The 15,240-nt window shown below is 63.7% G+C and carries 19 protein-coding genes; 18 read left to right on the forward strand and 1 reads right to left on the reverse strand.

All coding sequences use genetic code 11. From position 1 onward, the window contains the following. The first annotated feature begins 23 nt into the window (after positions 1–23). From DSHI_RS02275 to DSHI_RS02285, 3 genes are all read left to right on the forward strand, one after another. Positions 24–269 carry a hypothetical protein gene (locus DSHI_RS02275; protein WP_044027598.1) on the forward strand — a complete coding sequence of 82 codons (246 nt, stop codon included), beginning with the start codon at positions 24–26 and terminating at the stop codon, positions 267–269. Positions 270–302: 33 nt separating this feature from the next. Beyond that, positions 303–695 carry a hypothetical protein gene (locus tag DSHI_RS02280; RefSeq protein ID WP_012177123.1) on the forward strand — a complete coding sequence of 131 codons (393 nt, stop codon included), beginning with the start codon at positions 303–305 and terminating at the stop codon, positions 693–695. Between the two features lie 130 nt (positions 696–825). After that, positions 826–1,236 carry a CBS domain-containing protein gene (locus DSHI_RS02285; RefSeq protein ID WP_012177124.1) on the forward strand — a complete coding sequence of 137 codons (411 nt, stop codon included), beginning with the start codon at positions 826–828 and terminating at the stop codon, positions 1,234–1,236. A gap of 1 nt (position 1,237) precedes the next feature. On the opposite strand, the gene DSHI_RS02290 is transcribed toward DSHI_RS02285, so the two are convergent. Beyond that, positions 1,238–1,981, reverse strand: a complete 744-nt coding sequence (locus DSHI_RS02290) for a Crp/Fnr family transcriptional regulator (protein WP_162017703.1) — start codon at positions 1,979–1,981, stop codon at positions 1,238–1,240. 361 nt (positions 1,982–2,342) lie between these two features. On the opposite strand from DSHI_RS02290, the gene DSHI_RS02295 reads away from it, so the two are divergent. The 15 genes from DSHI_RS02295 to DSHI_RS02365 all read left to right on the forward strand — a co-directional run bounded on the left by DSHI_RS02295 (position 2,343) and on the right by DSHI_RS02365 (position 15,240). Continuing rightward, positions 2,343–3,953 (forward strand): sensor histidine kinase, encoded by a 1,611-nt coding sequence (locus DSHI_RS02295; protein WP_012177126.1) that lies wholly within the window; start codon positions 2,343–2,345, stop codon positions 3,951–3,953. 54 nt (positions 3,954–4,007) lie between these two features. Continuing rightward, positions 4,008–4,691, forward strand: coding sequence for a response regulator transcription factor (locus DSHI_RS02300; RefSeq protein WP_012177127.1), 684 nt, complete (start codon positions 4,008–4,010; stop codon positions 4,689–4,691). Positions 4,692–4,794: 103 nt separating this feature from the next. Further along, the gene (pqqA, locus tag DSHI_RS02305) at positions 4,795–4,893 is read left to right on the forward strand and encodes a pyrroloquinoline quinone precursor peptide PqqA (RefSeq protein ID WP_012177128.1); all 99 of its coding nucleotides are present in this window, start codon (positions 4,795–4,797) and stop codon (positions 4,891–4,893) included. Positions 4,894–4,919: 26 nt separating this feature from the next. Next, positions 4,920–5,813 carry a pyrroloquinoline quinone biosynthesis protein PqqB gene (pqqB, locus tag DSHI_RS02310; protein WP_012177129.1) on the forward strand — a complete coding sequence of 298 codons (894 nt, stop codon included), beginning with the start codon at positions 4,920–4,922 and terminating at the stop codon, positions 5,811–5,813. Then, positions 5,813–6,565, forward strand: coding sequence for a pyrroloquinoline-quinone synthase PqqC (gene pqqC, locus DSHI_RS02315; protein WP_012177130.1), 753 nt, complete (start codon positions 5,813–5,815; stop codon positions 6,563–6,565). The genes pqqB and pqqC overlap by 1 nt, the downstream gene beginning before the upstream one ends. Beyond that, entirely contained in the window at positions 6,565–6,840 is a 276-nt protein-coding gene (gene pqqD, locus DSHI_RS02320) for a pyrroloquinoline quinone biosynthesis peptide chaperone PqqD (RefSeq protein ID WP_044027599.1), read from the forward strand. The genes pqqC and pqqD overlap by 1 nt, the downstream gene beginning before the upstream one ends. Then, complete coding sequence (pqqE, locus tag DSHI_RS02325; protein ID WP_012177132.1) at positions 6,837–7,943, forward strand: pyrroloquinoline quinone biosynthesis protein PqqE; 1,107 nt, start codon at positions 6,837–6,839, stop codon at positions 7,941–7,943. The genes pqqD and pqqE overlap by 4 nt, the downstream gene beginning before the upstream one ends. A 342-nt stretch (positions 7,944–8,285) precedes the next feature. Continuing rightward, a complete protein-coding gene (locus DSHI_RS02330) occupies positions 8,286–9,203 on the forward strand; it encodes a hypothetical protein (RefSeq protein WP_012177133.1) in 918 nt (305 codons plus the stop codon). Between the two features lie 92 nt (positions 9,204–9,295). Beyond that, a complete protein-coding gene (locus tag DSHI_RS02335) occupies positions 9,296–10,252 on the forward strand; it encodes an AAA family ATPase (protein WP_012177134.1) in 957 nt (318 codons plus the stop codon). Next, positions 10,249–11,157 (forward strand): DUF58 domain-containing protein, encoded by a 909-nt coding sequence (locus tag DSHI_RS02340; protein WP_012177135.1) that lies wholly within the window; start codon positions 10,249–10,251, stop codon positions 11,155–11,157. The genes DSHI_RS02335 and DSHI_RS02340 overlap by 4 nt, the downstream gene beginning before the upstream one ends. Beyond that, positions 11,154–11,525, forward strand: a complete 372-nt coding sequence (locus DSHI_RS02345; protein ID WP_012177136.1) for a hypothetical protein — start codon at positions 11,154–11,156, stop codon at positions 11,523–11,525. The genes DSHI_RS02340 and DSHI_RS02345 overlap by 4 nt, the downstream gene beginning before the upstream one ends. Beyond that, on the forward strand, positions 11,518–12,480 hold the full coding sequence (locus tag DSHI_RS02350; protein WP_012177137.1) for a VWA domain-containing protein: 963 nt from the start codon (positions 11,518–11,520) through the stop codon (positions 12,478–12,480). Before DSHI_RS02345 ends, DSHI_RS02350 begins: the two co-directional genes overlap by 8 nt. Beyond that, positions 12,477–13,376 carry a VWA domain-containing protein gene (locus tag DSHI_RS02355; protein ID WP_012177138.1) on the forward strand — a complete coding sequence of 300 codons (900 nt, stop codon included), beginning with the start codon at positions 12,477–12,479 and terminating at the stop codon, positions 13,374–13,376. The genes DSHI_RS02350 and DSHI_RS02355 overlap by 4 nt, the downstream gene beginning before the upstream one ends. Before the next feature lie 92 nt (positions 13,377–13,468). Next, positions 13,469–14,047, forward strand: coding sequence for a tetratricopeptide repeat protein (locus DSHI_RS02360; protein ID WP_245533037.1), 579 nt, complete (start codon positions 13,469–13,471; stop codon positions 14,045–14,047). Then, positions 14,044–15,240 carry a BatD family protein gene (locus DSHI_RS02365; RefSeq protein ID WP_012177140.1) on the forward strand — a complete coding sequence of 399 codons (1,197 nt, stop codon included), beginning with the start codon at positions 14,044–14,046 and terminating at the stop codon, positions 15,238–15,240. The genes DSHI_RS02360 and DSHI_RS02365 overlap by 4 nt, the downstream gene beginning before the upstream one ends.

Below are 15,240 nucleotides of genomic sequence, written 5' to 3' on the forward strand. Positions count from 1 at the left end.
TCTCAGTCACGGAAAGACACAAGATGCTCTATGTCGACCTGCCTAGCCCCGCCGAAATCGGCCATCTCGACCTGCGCCGGTTGGATGGATTTGTATCGGTCTACTTGCCGACCACGCCGCTGACGGAAGACATCCGCCAGCGCCGCACGCGGCTGAAACAGCTCGAGGACGAGGCGGTGAGCCGACAGGAAGCATCGGGGCTTGAAAAGCTTAGGATCTGGCCGCTGGAAGAGCATTTCGAGACCGTGCTGGAGGATGACGATTTCTAGGCGCATCAGGCCCACAGCCTCGCGATCTTCGCCATGCCGAAGCATCTTCGGACCTATCGATTGCCAAGCGATTTGGCCGTGACCGAGCAGGCGACGGCGCTGGTCCGGTCGCTCGGAACCATCGCGGTGCTCCACCGGGGCATCGAAACCTCGCCTGACCGCATGAGCGATGCGGACCTGGTGCGGGCAACGTCCTTCGGGTGTGTGCATACCCTCATGGTGGATATCGACAGCATGGTTGCCAGCACGGTGTACGAGACGACAGGGGCTGTCAGCTGCCGGCCAGAGGGCATGGTGGGCGATTACGGCGTGCGGGACGAGATTGCCGGCCTCGCCTTGCGGACCGGCGCGCGGGTTCTTGCGGTGCGCGAAAAGGAGATTCCTAGCGGCAAACTTATCGCGGCAATCCTGCGATGCTCGGTTTGATTGGGGAGGGCCGGGGTCGTGCGGATGTCGGCCCGGTTCGGCGGCTCTCATTGTCCCAGGTTAAACCGATTGTTTTTTTCGGCGGTACATTATCTTGGAACGGGTCGCGTTCAAGTTCGGGAGACTTGCCATGCTGGTGAGCCGCATCATGCGTAAACCGGTGATGACCGTCGCACCGGAGGCATCGGTGCAGACCGCCGCTGCTCTGATGGCAAATCTGGACATCGGCGCCCTGGCGGTCGTTGACGATGGGCGGCCGGTGGGCATTCTGACGGATCGCGACATCGTGGTGAGACATGCTGCGAAGGCGGGCACCGATGCGCTGGTGGGGACGGTCATGACACCCTGTGTGGTGACGTGCCGTTCCGACCAGACCATCGAACGGGCCGCGCATCTGATGGCGGATCGGCAAATCCGCAGGCTCGTGGTGCTGGATGCCGATAACAGGGTCGTCGGCTTGCTGTCGCTGGGCGATATCGCCAATGACGCCAGCGAGGAACTGGCCGGTCAGACACTTGGCGAGATCGTCGAAACCCGATAGCTCAGGGCGCGCGCCGCGCGATGATCTCGTTGCGAAAACTCGCCAGATCGAGACCGGCCAGCGCGCATAGGGCGTCGATGTCGCACAGGTCGATCTCGGGCGGGGCCGGATAGGCCACGATTCCCTCGCGTTCGAAGCGCCGCAGCGTCCGGTTGACATGGACGTTGCTCATGCCAGTGAATTCGCCTAGCTTGTGCTGCGTCATGGGAAAGGCGAACCGGGTGCCGCTGGTCATCCCGACCGCTTCGAGGCGGACGAAGAATTCCAGCAAGGCATAGGCGATACGGTTCGCGGCACTGCCCTTTCCCACCCGCAATAGCAACTCGGATGTGCGCGATTGCATCCGGACAATTTCGGCGGCCATCAGTTCGCGCAGCCTCGCCATCTCCGGCTCGGGGCCGTTGACTCGCCCCGGCCCGATATTGATGAAGCGCGCGTCGCTCAGGGTTTCGACCGAAAAGGCGGCCAGCGGTGCATTGGCAGCGCCAATCAGCGCAAAATCCCCGGGCAGAAGGATGTCGATGATCTGCGATTCGCCATCGGGCAGCATTTTCGAGAAGGCGACCCATCCCTCCAGCAGAAGCATCGCATGATCCGCGAAGTCGTCCTCGCGGATGACGGCCTTGCCCCGGCGCGCGGTGTGGATTTGCGGATGCGGCTGGACGCGCAGGAAGAGGTCGATCAATGTCGGAACATGTCGTCCGACGGGCCCGTGCAAAAGCCCGGCGCGGGGTTCAGGTGCCATGGATCCCGAGCCGTGAAGGAGAAGGGAGCGGGCGCGAGAAGTCATAAATTACGATCATCGCGCAGACTAACAGTCCCGCCAGGTTTTGACCAGAATGTCAATTGAGAGATGCGCGGCCTCAGAGGCGCCTCTTTCATTTGAGCTCCGCAAGGTCTCCACTCGGCAGGCCTTGACCGCAACTCTATCAACGGGAAGAAACACGAACGGCCTCTACAGCTGAACGGCTCGGATCTGGGGCCCGGAGAAATCACGGCCAACCCGCCCCATACTGGGACCAGAAACGGGGGGCGAACTCCCTAGTGGATCACAGCGCTCCTCATTCCGAGAAACTTGACGAGGCAAACTCCTGGACAGTACCGCAATGACATCCGCACCCGCGCGCCCCAGCATGTCCCTGAAACTACGTCTGTCCCTTGGCGCAGCGCTGCTGGCGGCTGCGACTGTTCTCACGTCCAGCATTCTCTATTTCGGCTTGAACGAGGTTGCCGACCGGCTGGATACGGCACTCGCCTCGGAAAGGCGGATGGCGCGCTACGCCACAGCCTCAACACAGGCGGCGACCTTCCTTGTCATCGCCTCCGAGGCTGTGCAGGCTGGCCTACCCACCGAGGTGCGCCGGGAACGGATCCTGCAAGTGGTGGGTCAGTTGCAGGAGACCTTCACGCTCTTGCACGCGGATGTAGAGGAGGCGGTTTTCTCCGCGCGGGCTTTGGGCATTGATGGGCAATCCCGTTACGGCACGCAGTCCCTCGGGATCGCCCGCATGGAAGCCACCCTGGATCAAACGGTGAGGGGTTTGCTGACCGACACCCAGGACACCGAGCGGCTACGCGGCTATATCGACAGCTTCGCGACCAGTTTTGATCCCTTGCTTGGACAGGCGATCAACACCGAACGGCTCTTCAGAAGCGAAATCTTGTCGGGAATCGAGGCTCTGAGGATACAACTTGCGTGGATGGCACTGGGCATCGCCCTGGCCGCGGGTTTGAGCGTCGCGGCGTTCTATTTCGGTCTTGTGCGTCCGCAGTTCTATCGTCTCGACGCGGTACGCAGCGCCGCCGATCAGATCGGTCGGGGCGATTTTTCAGGTGTTTTGCCAGTTTCTCGCCTCGATGAGATTGGCCAGCTTTCGCAGCAGACCAACCGGATGGCGGCCGCTTTGTCGGACCGTCAAGCCAAGGTCGACGCGGAATGGACGCAACTCAACGAGATTATCGCAACACGGACCAAGGAATTGAAACAGGCGAACGCACGACTTGAGAAGACCGACGAGGATCGCCGCCGGTTTTTTGCGGATGTCAGTCACGAACTGCGGACACCGCTGACGGTCATATTGATGGAGGCTCAGATCGGCAGGCAATCTATCCCGGCGGCCGCCGATGCTTTTGCGACAATTGAAGCGCGCGCAGAGCGTCTTAATCGCAAGATCGATGACCTGCTTCGGCTGGCACGGTCTGAAACGGGTCAGCTTGCGCTGGCATGTGTCCCGGTCGCGTTGGACGCCCTTGTTGCGTCCGCGATCGAAGAGGTGCAGGCCGAACTCGACAACGCCGGAATGACGCTGGATCTTGTCCCTTTCCGCGAAACGCAGGTCAGGGCCGATCCCGACTGGCTCCGTCAGGTGCTGGTGAGCCTCGTTCGCAACGCGATCCGCCACGCGCGGAGCGGAGAGAAGCTCCGGATCGCCCCGGTGGTGCAACGCACGCAGGCCGGAGTATCGATCACCGACAATGGCCCCGGGATCCCTGCATCGCGACAATACCAGGTGTTCGAGCGTTTCTCTCAAGGGGCCGGCGCCACAAGCGCGCAGGGCTTCGGTATCGGCCTCGCGCTTGCCCGCTGGGTGATTGACGCACATGGCGGCGAGATATCACTGCAAAGCCCCTTGCCCCGGTCCGACGCGCTCGGAGAGCATCCGGGGCTGAGGATAACGATCCTCTTGCCCGCCGAAGACGCGATCGCAGATGCGTAGGGCACCGGAAAATCGCGATTGCCACTCCCTGCGCAACACCGCACACTACCGCCGATGACATCGCGCCTTCTGATCGTTGAGGATGACCCGGAGATCACATCGGCTCTCGTCAGAGGGCTGGCCCTACATGGCTACGAGGCGGAGGCTGAGAATCGCGCGGATCGCGCGCTCAGCCGCCTGACGGCAGGGATTTACTCCGGCGCTATCGTTGACGTGATGCTCGGCTCGGATTCCGGCGTCGAGCTTGTGAGGACCGCCCGCGCCCATGGCGCGACATTGCCGATCCTGATGCTCTCCGCCCTGTCGGGCGTGGAAGATCGTGCCACGGGACTGGCGGCAGGAGCAGATGACTACGTGGTCAAACCGTTCCACTTCGATGAGCTTGTCGCGCGGTTGCGCGTGCAAGAGCATAGGGCGCTGGCACAGCGTGTCAGCCCTGCCCGCCTGATCCGGACCTCGCGCCGCCTCGAGATGGGTCCCGACAGCGTGACCCTGACTGAGCGGGAGTTCGATCTGCTTGCGCTTCTGATCCGATCCGGAGAAGATCCGCAACCGCGGAGCCAGCTTCATGCCACGCTCTGGGCCGCCGAGGGCGCGAGTACTGAAAACGTCGTTGACGTCTATGTGGGCTATCTGCGCCGCAAGCTGGAAACTGCTGATTTCGGTTTTGAAATCAAGACAGTCCGAAACCGTGGGTTTTGCATCTCAGGGCGTCGCCCGGAACTCTTGGAGAGCTGAGAGAGATCCGCGACCGGGATTCTTAGAATATAAGAGTCGCCCGAGACATCTCTCTCTGTCAGGCTGACTACGTAATCAATGACCCCCGAGGGAGAAACCACTCATGGCATGGACAAAGCCCATCATCCGCGAAATCGAATGCGGCATGGAAATCAACATGTACGGCCCGGACAGCGACGAAGAGCGCGAAGTCCTGTTCTGAGACACTTGGCGCGCGGCATGATGTGAATGGCATTCCGCGCGCATATTCTGGGGGCTGCTGCCGGAGGCGGGTTGCCCCAGTGGAATTGTGGTTGTGACAACTGCAACCTCGCAAGATCCGGCACCATCCCCCCACAGACCCAGTCCTCCCTGGCCGTCACTGCAGACGGCACGTCCTGGGCGATTCTCAACGCATCGCCCGACATTCGCGGACAACTTGCCGACACACCGGCCCTGCACCCGACGGGCTTGCGCGATCTTCCGCTGCGCGCGGTGCTGGTCACGAATGGCGATATCGACCACGTGGCGGGCCTGCTGACCTTGCGCGAAATGCAGCCATTCCGTCTCTTTGCAACGGCAGGTATCCACGAGGTGCTGGCCGAAAACCCGATCTTCAATGCGGTAAACGCGACGGTCGTGCCGCGCGAGACCATCGCGCTCGATGCGCCATTCGAGCTGGTGCCGGGTCTCATCGCCACCCTGTTTCCCGTGCCCGGCAAGGTGCCGCTTTACCTCGAGGGAGAGACAGTGGAGACTGACTTGATCGGCGATCAGACCGTGGGCGTGCGTCTTCAGGCCCTCGACTCCACGGCCTACTACATCCCGGGCTGCGCGTTGCTGACCGACGACCTTCGCGCCCGGCTGGACGGGGCCGACACGCTCTTTTTCGACGGCACACTCTGGGCGGATGATGAAATGGTACGGGCGGGTCTCGGCAAAAAGACCGGCAAGCGCATGGGCCATATGTCCATGAGCGGCCCAGACGGGTCCATCGCCGCGTTCGAGGGCCTGTCCATCCGGCAGAAGATCTACGTCCACATGAATAACACGAACCCGGTGCTCCGCCCCAGCTCGGCCGAGAAGGCGCAAGCAGAGGCCGCGGGCTGGATCATCGGGCAAGATGGTATGGAGGTGTCCTGATGGCCCAAACCCGTGAGCAATTCGAAGCCCGCCTGCGCCAGATCGGCGCCGAACGTTACCACGACCTGCACCCGTTTCACGACCGGCTGCATGGAGGATCCTGCACCCCGGACCAGGTCCGTGCCTGGGTAATCAACCGCTACTACTACCAGCATTCTATTCCGATGAAGGACGCGGCCTTCATGTCGCGGGTCGAAAGCCCGGATCTGCGCCGGGCTTGGCGTTCGCGGATCGAAGACCATGACGGCACGGCCGAGAACGAGGGCGGTATCCGGCGCTGGCTCCGGCTGGCCGAAGCGGTGGGGCTTGAGCCCGATTACGTGGCATCCTGCGAGGGCGTGCTGCCCGCCACCAGATTCGCCGTGGATGCCTATGTACGTTTCGTGCGCGAGAAGACCCTGCTCGAGGCCGTGGCGGCCTCCCTGACCGAGCTTTTCGCGCCTAAGATTCACGCCAACCGCATCCAGGGATTGTTGAAGAACTACGCCTTTGCCGATGACAGCTCGCTCAGTTATTTCCGCAATCGCCTCAAAGAGGCGCCCAAGGACGTGGCCTTTGGCCTGTCATGGGTGCTCGATCACGCGGACACGCAGGAAAAACAGGACGCTGCGGCCAAGGCGCTGGTCTTCAAGACAGATGTGCTCTGGGCGCAGCTCGACGCGCTCAGTGCGGCTTATGTCGAGCCTGCGCGCATACCGCCGGGCGCGTGGCAGCCCCACGAGGGCCTCGCCCGGCAGAGGAAGGCTTCGTGATGGAGGCCGGAGACATCCCTGAGCTGCCGCGCGGCGTGCGGCTGCATTTCGACAAGGTCCGCGAGACCTGGGTGCTGCTTGCCCCGGAGCGCGCGGTGACGCTGGACGCCATCGGCCACGCGATCCTGTCCGAGATCGATGGCACCCGCAGCTTCGGCGAGATCACCCAGGCCCTGTCAGACGCCTACAATGCGCCACGCGACCAGATCGCCGCGGACAGCGCCGGGTTTCTGACCGCCTTGCGGAACCGCCGATTTCTGGACGTTCGGCCATGAGGCCCCCGCCCCCCATCGCGATGCTGGCCGAGCTGACCTATCGCTGCCCGCTTTCCTGCCCCTATTGCTCGAACCCGATCGAGATGGCCCGCAAGGAGGCTGAACTCGATACAGGCACCTGGGAGCGGGTGTTTCAGGAGGCGGCCGAGCTCGGCGTGCTACAGTTGCACCTTTCAGGGGGGGAGCCCGTCTCACGGCGCGACATTGTCGATCTGGTGGCGGCCGCTCGCGCGGCGGGCCTCTATACCAACCTTATCACCTCCGGCATCGGCCTTACCGAGCGGCGGCTGGCCGACCTGGATGCGGCTGGGCTCGATCATATCCAGCTGTCTCTGCAAGGGACCGACCCGGCGATGGCCGACGAGATCGGCGGCTACAAGGGCGGTTTTGCACGCAAGATGCAGGTCGCGGAGTGGATCGGGGCCATCGGCTTTCCGCTGACGCTCAACGCGGTCCTGCACCGGCGCAACCTCCACCAGCTGCCCCGCGCGTTGGACATGGCGCTCGAGATGGGCGCGCGCCGGATCGAGGTTGCCACGGTCCAGTTCCATGGCTGGGCGCTCAAGAACCGGGATGCGCTCATGCCCACCCGCGACCAGGCCCGCGAGGCCACCGCCATCGTCGCCGAGGCGCGTGCGCGCCTCAAGGGCAGGCTGGTCATCGACTACGTCCCCGCCGATTATCACGAGGACTATCCGAAGCGGTGTATGGGTGGCTGGGGCACGTCCGGGCTCAACGTCACGCCGGATGGCACTGTCCTGCCCTGCCACGCGGCGCACTCGATCCCTCATCTGACCTTTGAGACGGTCTTGGACCGCAGCCTGTCGGACATCTGGTACGAGGGCATGGCCTTCAACGCCTATCGCGGCACGGACTGGATGTCCGAACCCTGTTCCAGCTGCGAACGCAAGACCGTCGATTTCGGCGGCTGCCGCTGTCAGGCCATGGCGATCCTCGGGGACGCCAACGCGACGGACCCGGTCTGCGTGAAATCCCCCCATCACGGAGCGCTCCAAAGTCAGGCCGACGCACATGCGGCTCGCGATGACACGCCGCTGGTCTACCGTGTATCTCCGGGCACAACGCCGGAGCCTGTGCAATAGATTGCGTGTCCTTCCAGCCGAGCCGCCGTGCCGAACCCCGACATCGCGCGCAGCATACCTGCGACATGGCCAGTGGTATAAATGCCTCCGTGGAAGAGCGAAGTCCGAGCTTCGCCCAATTCGCGAAACAAGGCCTTTTCAGGCGGCATTCCATGCACCGTGGCCGGAAGGCGGCCTCTCGATCCGTGGTGGCGGCAACCCAGATACTGACGCGTCACCGGGCAGAAATGCGACTCTCTTGTGCAATGCGCCCCACCGCTGAGCGTTGCGCCGGTCGCAATCGCCGGAAAAATTGGACGTGGGCGGGATGCTCCCCTACCTTTTCGACACTGGAGGCCCCCTATGCGATCTCTGCTTTTGCTTCTTTTCTGCGCCAGCCTGTTGGCGACGACCGCGTCCGCGGACCGGGCGAGTTTTGTCGATCTGGCCAAGCGCGGCTGGAATTACGAGCTGCGCACCACGATGGTGGGCCGCGACATGTCGATTCCGGTCCACATAAACGGGCGCGATCTGGCCGGCGCCAGCCTGTGCCTCGTCGGAGAGGAGCCGCACCCGGCGTCTCTGGAGATCATCAACAGCTTTCGGGACCTGGCGCATCACGTGTTCGGCAAGCCACTTCCCATGCGCTATGCAGGCCGCAGCGCCACCAAGTGCGGAGCGGGCCGAACGGTCGTTCTGCGGCTTTATTCAGGGTATCCGCCCAATGCGGATCTGTCGAATGATCTGGGCTGGTTGAACCAGGTCCATCAGTTGGGGTTACCCGAGGGGCGCCGGTTCGCGGTGTCTTCCCCCGCGATGGCGCAGACCTTCTTCGGGCGCAGAGGCCAGGGGACCCATATCATGGTCAAGCAACCTGCGCTCGAACAAGTCGGGACCCTGGAAACGCTATTCTACAGATCGATCCTGATTGAAGAGCTTTTCCAGTCATTCACCTTCGGAATGGACATCCTGCTCTTCGACCGGGCAGCCGAGTTCCAGTCCAAGCTTCAGGAGCTTCCGATCAATGTGAACCGGATGAACTGGGAATCCCGGGCCTTCATGCGCAACCTGCTCAACTCGAACCCGCCGGGCCTTTGTGTGTTCGACGTGTTCATGTTCCATGCGGTTGCCCAGGCACCCGTGGACCAGACAGTGGATCCGGCCTTTATCGATTTTATCGACCTGCAGTATGACCGCCTTTTTTCGGAAGCGCAGCAGACAATGAAGGACCCCCGGTTCGCGTCGATCATCGCTCCGGGCTGCCGACGTCCCGAGATCTGAACCTCCAGCTAAGACTTTCTGCGGTGTTTGCGCAATTCACTTCCTCGGCTACCGTTGCGGGAACACCGCGAGGACGGTGGTGAGGAGGACACATGGATACAAGACCGACCCCCGGCGACAGGGGTGTCGCGGCCCTGAGCGCGCATCTCGCAGCAGGTCTTGTGGGCCATGAAAGACTGATCGAAAGTCTGCTGGTGGCCTTGCTCGCCGACGGCCATCTGCTGATCGAGGGAGCGCCGGGACTGGCGAAGACCCGGGCCGTCAAGTGGTTGGCGGACGCGGTCGATGGCAGTTTTGCACGGATCCAGTGTACGCCGGACCTCATGCCGTCCGATGTCACGGGCACCCCGGTCTACAAGCCACAGGATGGGGCCTTCGAATTCGTGCGCGGCCCGGTATTCAACAACCTCGTTCTCGTCGACGAGATCAACCGTGCGCCGCCCAAGGTCCAATCGGCATTGCTGGAGGCCATGGCCGAGCACCAGGTCACCGCCGGGGTCGAGACGTACCGATTGCCTGAGCCATTCCTCGTGGTGGCGACCCAGAACCCGATCGAGCATGACGGGACCTTTCCCTTGCCAGAAGCGCAGCTTGACCGTTTTTTGTTGCACACGGTGCTTGAACTGCCGGGCATCGAAACCGAGCGCCGCATTCTCGAGTTGGTTGAGGCAGAGACGCAGGCCGGGGTAGCCCCCACCCTGTCGCTGTCGCTGGAGGCTTTGAACGCAGCGCGGGCCAAGGTGCGGGCGATCCATCTGGCGCCGGAGTTGCGCGACTATATCGTGCGCCTGGTCATGGCCACGCGGGAAGGCCCGCTGTCCGAGGATGTTGAACACGCCGTCTCGCCTAGGGGTACGCTGGCCATGGCTGCGGCCGCTCGCGCGCGTGCATTCCTGCACGGGCGCGACTATGCCCTCCCCGAAGACGTGGACGAGCTGGCCGGGGACGCACTGGCTCATCGCATGGTTCTGAGTTGGCGCGCCGTTGCCGATGGGCGCAAACCGCGGGATGTGGTCCGCGATATCCTGACAGCGGTCGAGCCACTGTGACCGACGCGCTCTCCGCGCCGGGGGTTGCGTTGCGGCCGGACCCCTTGATCGCGCTGCGCCGCATGGTGCTTGCGGCGAAACCGCCACAGGTGACCGCTGCGCTGCCGGGCGGGTTTGCGACAAAGCGAAAGGGTCATGGCCTCGAGGTGGCGGATTTGCGCGAATACGTGGCAGGCGACGATATCCGCCATCTGGACCGGGGCACAACGGCCCGCACCGGGCGGCTCCATATTCGCCAGTTTCAGGAAGAGCGCGATCGAGTCACCTTGCTCGTTCCCGATTTCCGCCCGGCCATGCTCTGGGGGGTGCGCCGGGCCTTTCGATCGGTCGCGGCGGCTGAAGCGCTGGCTCTTATCGGCTGGAACGTGATCGAGAGCGGCGGGCGGGTCGGGCTCATGACGCTGGGGCAAGGGCCACCGGTAATCGTGCCGCCGGCGGGGCGTGTGCGGGGCATGCTCAAACTCATCGGCGGGCTGGTGCGTGCACATGAGGCCGCTCTGGCGGGCATGGCGGCGGGGCAGGGGCAGGACCAGCACCTCGACCTGGCCCTGTCGCGCGCGGATCGTCTCGTCCCTGCGGGCAGCGAGATCGTGATCGCCTCGGGTTTCGATGCGCCGGGCGCCGCACTGGCGGATCGGCTGAATGCGCTCGGGCGCCGCCGCCTGCCGCGGCTTGTGATGGTGACCGATGGGCAGGGTTTGCCGCGGGGGGTCTATCCGATCGTCACCCGAGATGGCCAGCGCCTGCGTGTGACGCTCGGGGGCAGGGCAGGGAACCGCGGTTCAGTCGCGGCGCTGGTGCAGAACGTCGTCGGGCACCCTGCGCTGGTGCTCGACGCCGGAGCCGATATCGAAATGACGGCCCGGAGCATCGCGGCGGCCTTTCCAGCAGAGCGCGTCGCATGAGCGACCGCGCCCTCAGCGAAGCGACCATGTTGGCAAGTTTGCGCGACATTCATCTGCCCGCCAGTGCACCCGGAGGGGTCTGGGCCGAGCTGTGTGTGGCGGTTGGACTGGCGGCGCTGGCTGCGTTGGTCGTCGCGGCGGTTTTGCGGGCGTTTACGGTACGACGAACGGGGCAGGGTCCGGTATCGCTACAGGACAGGGTCGCGGCACTCGAAGCGCTGCCCGACGACGCGCGGCGCGTCGCCCTTTTGCATGTGCTGCGCGCGTACGCACCACAGCGCTATGCAGACCTGCGCGCGGCGCTGTACAAGCCTGGGCCTGGGGTCACTCTGGCGACGCTCGAAGCCGAGGTGGCGCGCCTTGTTTGAGCTTGCCGCCCCCTGGATTCTGCTGCTTTTGCCGCTGCCCTTGGTGGCCTTGCGCGCGTTGCGGTCGGCTCAGGTGACCGGCGGTGCACTCCTGGTGCCGGACCGGGTCGGCGCTGCCCTAATCTCGGCAGGTCGCCCAAAAGGTCCGGCGCAGATGCTCACCCCGCGAAATGCTGCCTTGTGGCTGATCTGGGCGCTGGTGCTGCTTGCCATCTCGGGGCCGCGGGATCTCGCGCCGGTGTCGGCGCTCAAGGTTTCGGGCCGGGATTTGGCGATTGTGCTGGATCTGTCGGGCTCCATGGTGCGGGACGACTTCAACCTCGATGATCGGGCCGTCACACGGCTGGAAGCGGTCAAGGCGGTAGGCGCAGACTTCGCGCGGCGACGGGCCGGAGACCGGTTGGCGCTGGTTGTTTTCGGATCCGAGGCCTATTTCGCTTCGCCCTTCACCTTCGACACGGAGTCCGTCGCCCGCCGGATCGAGGAGGCCACCATAGGCATATCGGGGCGCGCGACCAGTATCTCGGACGGGCTGGGGCTCGCACTCAAAAGGCTGTCGACCAGTACTGCGACGAGCCGCGTCGTCATTCTGCTGTCGGACGGGATCAACAATGCGGGTGCCACCAACCCACGCGGCGTTGCCGAACTGGCGGCACGATACGGGGTGCGGGTACACACGATCGCCCTTGGTCCCAAGGACCTGACCACGGCCGAGGTCGGCGAGCGTGGCGTTGTTGATGCGGCAACCCTGAGAGCGATTTCGCAGATCTCGGGTGGAGAAAGCTTCCGTGTGCGGACGACCGAGGATCTTGTGGCGGTGACGGAGGCGCTTGACCGGTTGGAGGCCACGGATGGTGACGGACTCGCGGCAGAGGTCTATCGCGAATATTGGGTCTGGCCCGCGTCACTGGCCCTGGTGATCGGGGTCTGGTTTGGCTGGCGAGAGCTGTCATGATCGGTTTCGATGTAACCTTGCTGCGGCCGAACTGGCTGCTGGCGCTCATGCCGCTTGCGGCTTTCGGATGGTGGGTACTGTCCCGCCGAGGCGGTCTTGGCGACTGGCAAAGGGTTGTGGATCCGGCTCTTTTGCGGGCCATGGCGGTGCTTGGACGGGTGGATGCTCAGAGCAGCCGAGCGCCGCTATGGGCCCTAATTGGCGCGCTCGCGGTGATCCTCGTCGCGTTGTCGGGGCCGGCCTTGGAACGACGCGATACCCTGTCTTACCGCAACCTCGACGGTGTGCTCTTCGTGGTGGATGTCTCGGCCAGTGTCACCGAGGATGCCCGCTGGCCGCGGATGCTGACCATGGGGCGGTTCGGGCTCGCGGCGCTCGAGACCCGGCCCGGGGGACTGATCGTCTATGGCGGGGATGCCTATGTGGCCACGGAGATGACCGGAGACCACCTGCAGCTTGGGCAGACCCTGTCCCTACTAAGTTCTGACATGGTTCCCGACGACGGCTCCCGACCCGAAAGGGCACTGGCTTTGGCGGCGCAGCTGTTGGCGGATGCGGAAATAATCGCCGGGGATGTGGTGCTCTTTACCGACGGGGATGGTCTGGGGCCGGCGTCGCTGCAACAGGCGGCGCAGATCGCTGCTCAGGGCGCGCGTTTGTCACTGGTCTCTCTGAAGATGCCTCTTTCGGATTTCGCGACCCACGCGGCGGTAGGACAGGGGGCTGTCTTCACCCTCGATCAAACCGATGCCTTTGCAGACTGGATCCAAGAGGATGCGCGCACCCGGCTGGAGGCGCAGGATTATCCGCTGCTCTTTTGGAAGGACCTTGGGAGATATGTCCTGGGCATCGCGCTGATACCGCTGCTCCTGCTTTTCCGAAAGGGGACGGCTTGAAGGGGCTGGTCCTTGTCGCGGCAGCGGCACTGGCCGTGGCCGCGTTGCTCGGTGGGGGGGCGCCCCTAAGTCGGGTCCTTCTGGCGATGGGGATGCCTAAGTTAGCGGCACCGCTGTTCACGGATGCGGAATGGCAGGGGGTCGCGCTCTACCGGGCGGGCGAGTTCGACGCGGCTGCCAGAGCTTTTTCCGAGGCACGGTCTTTCTACAATCTGGGCAACGCCGAAGCCCATCGTGGCCAGTATGCCGCGGCGTTGGAGGCCTTTGACCTGGCCGATGCGAGGCGCGATCCGGATGCGCGGGCGAATTTTGACGTGGTGGCGGCCTATTACGCAGGCCTCGGAATCGATCCTGACGCGTTGGGGCTTTTCCCAGAGCGAAAGGAAGGCCCTCAGGAAGACAGCTTCATTGCCCGCGGCGATGGCCGCGCGGCAGGCACTGGAAGCGATGTGACGAATTCCAACACCATGCTCGGATTGGCAGAGCTCGACAGTCGCGGACAATTGGGCGTGCGGCGGGTCTTCGACGACCAGTTCATGATGGCCGATGACCGATGGCTCGCACAGTTGAGCGACGTACCGGGCGAGTATCTCGCTGCACGGATTTCAGCCGAGCACAAGCGCCGCCAGAAGCTCGGCTTGTCGCCGCCAAAAGCGGAGGATCCGCGATGAAGTGGCTCCTTGCGTGTCTTTTAATGCTGCCGGGCCTCGCACTGGCACAATCCAGCGAGGTGCTGCCGGGGGAGCTGGAGATCTCGGTTGAAATCGAGGAGACGGAACACACTCCGATGGTGCGAGAGATGGTTCTAATTACGCTCAGAGGCATCTATCGGCGGCACATCACGCGTGAAGAGATGGTACAGCCCGACCTTGAAGGGTTCAGTTGGACCCAGCTTGGGACAGACACCTGGCGAGAGGAGCGGTTGAACGGAGCGAGGGTCAAAACCTTCACCCGTCGCATGGCGATTTACCCCGACCGGGCGGGTACGCTGACCATCGGATCCTTTACCCACAAGCTGACCCTGACGAATGAGGCGGACGAGTGGTTCGAACACAGGATCGAAACCGCCCCCGTGAGCCTCGACGTGGCGCCGGCATCGGCTGGTCAAGGCCCGGAGTGGTGGTTTCCCGTCAAGAAACTGGAGATTTCGGACACTTGGTCGAACGCACCGGATCAGCTCGCTCCGGGGGAGGGGGTCTTGCGCATCGTGCGGGTTGAAGCGCTTGGGGCGACCCCCGAGATGCTTCCGCCCATGCCGGAACTGACTTCGCCTTCGGCCATGATCTTTCCGCACCCGGAAAAGCGCTTTGTCGAGCTTTCGCCCTTTGGGCCGATCTCCTACGCTTTCTGGCGCTGGACGATCCAGCCCGGCAATGACACCTCGACCATCGTGGAACCTTTGACCTTTCGGTATTTCGATACGGTCACCCGCGAGGACCGCAAGGTCACCATTTCAGCGCAGCGCGTGGCTTATGGTACGGTGACGCCCGAGGCCTCGGGGAACCAGCAAGTGCCTGTCTCACGGGTACAGGCCCATTTGCCGGGATGGCCCATGGGGCTTCTTGCGCTTTTGGTTTTTCTTGGCGGATCGTGGTTGGCCGTCTGGGGCAGGCAGTTCGCGGGTCTGTCGGGTATTCATCGCTTCGCGCTGTTCGATCCCCTGTCCCGAGAGTTGCGCCGTGCAGCCCGCGCCGGTGAACTTGCCGAAACCCGTCGCTGCGCACGCAAGATGCTGGCGCGCGACGGGGTAACACCGGCGCGCGCGGCAATGCTCCGCCAGTTTGACGAAGCTGCGTTCGATCCTGAGGCGGATTCGTTGGACCTGCAGAAGTTCGTTCGATCCTTTGTCGCGGCGAAATCGTGA

Origin of the sequence: Dinoroseobacter shibae DFL 12 = DSM 16493, assembly GCF_000018145.1 — a bacterium.
Lineage (GTDB): Bacteria > Pseudomonadota > Alphaproteobacteria > Rhodobacterales > Rhodobacteraceae > Dinoroseobacter > Dinoroseobacter shibae.

What these genes read in the sequence shown, in the direction of transcription:
- DSHI_RS02295 (WP_012177126.1), top strand. Translation starts at nt 2,343, where the DNA reads ATGACATCCGCACCCGCGCGCCCCAGCATGTCCCTGAAACTACGTCTG.
- DSHI_RS02290 (WP_162017703.1), bottom strand. Translation starts at nt 1,981, where the DNA reads ATGGCACCTGAACCCCGCGCCGGGCTTTTGCACGGGCCCGTCGGACGA.
- DSHI_RS02355 (WP_012177138.1), top strand. Translation starts at nt 12,477, where the DNA reads ATGATCGGTTTCGATGTAACCTTGCTGCGGCCGAACTGGCTGCTGGCG.
- DSHI_RS02300 (WP_012177127.1), top strand. Translation starts at nt 4,008, where the DNA reads ATGACATCGCGCCTTCTGATCGTTGAGGATGACCCGGAGATCACATCG.
- DSHI_RS02360 (WP_245533037.1), top strand. Translation starts at nt 13,469, where the DNA reads ATGCCTAAGTTAGCGGCACCGCTGTTCACGGATGCGGAATGGCAGGGG.
- pqqD (WP_044027599.1), top strand. Translation starts at nt 6,565, where the DNA reads ATGGAGGCCGGAGACATCCCTGAGCTGCCGCGCGGCGTGCGGCTGCAT.
- DSHI_RS02330 (WP_012177133.1), top strand. Translation starts at nt 8,286, where the DNA reads ATGCGATCTCTGCTTTTGCTTCTTTTCTGCGCCAGCCTGTTGGCGACG.
- DSHI_RS02365 (WP_012177140.1), top strand. Translation starts at nt 14,044, where the DNA reads ATGAAGTGGCTCCTTGCGTGTCTTTTAATGCTGCCGGGCCTCGCACTG.
- pqqC (WP_012177130.1), top strand. Translation starts at nt 5,813, where the DNA reads ATGGCCCAAACCCGTGAGCAATTCGAAGCCCGCCTGCGCCAGATCGGC.
- DSHI_RS02275 (WP_044027598.1), top strand. Translation starts at nt 24, where the DNA reads ATGCTCTATGTCGACCTGCCTAGCCCCGCCGAAATCGGCCATCTCGAC.
- DSHI_RS02345 (WP_012177136.1), top strand. Translation starts at nt 11,154, where the DNA reads ATGAGCGACCGCGCCCTCAGCGAAGCGACCATGTTGGCAAGTTTGCGC.
- pqqA (WP_012177128.1), top strand. Translation starts at nt 4,795, where the DNA reads ATGGCATGGACAAAGCCCATCATCCGCGAAATCGAATGCGGCATGGAA.
- DSHI_RS02285 (WP_012177124.1), top strand. Translation starts at nt 826, where the DNA reads ATGCTGGTGAGCCGCATCATGCGTAAACCGGTGATGACCGTCGCACCG.
- DSHI_RS02280 (WP_012177123.1), top strand. Translation starts at nt 303, where the DNA reads ATGCCGAAGCATCTTCGGACCTATCGATTGCCAAGCGATTTGGCCGTG.
- pqqB (WP_012177129.1), top strand. Translation starts at nt 4,920, where the DNA reads ATGGCATTCCGCGCGCATATTCTGGGGGCTGCTGCCGGAGGCGGGTTG.
- pqqE (WP_012177132.1), top strand. Translation starts at nt 6,837, where the DNA reads ATGAGGCCCCCGCCCCCCATCGCGATGCTGGCCGAGCTGACCTATCGC.
- DSHI_RS02335 (WP_012177134.1), top strand. Translation starts at nt 9,296, where the DNA reads ATGGATACAAGACCGACCCCCGGCGACAGGGGTGTCGCGGCCCTGAGC.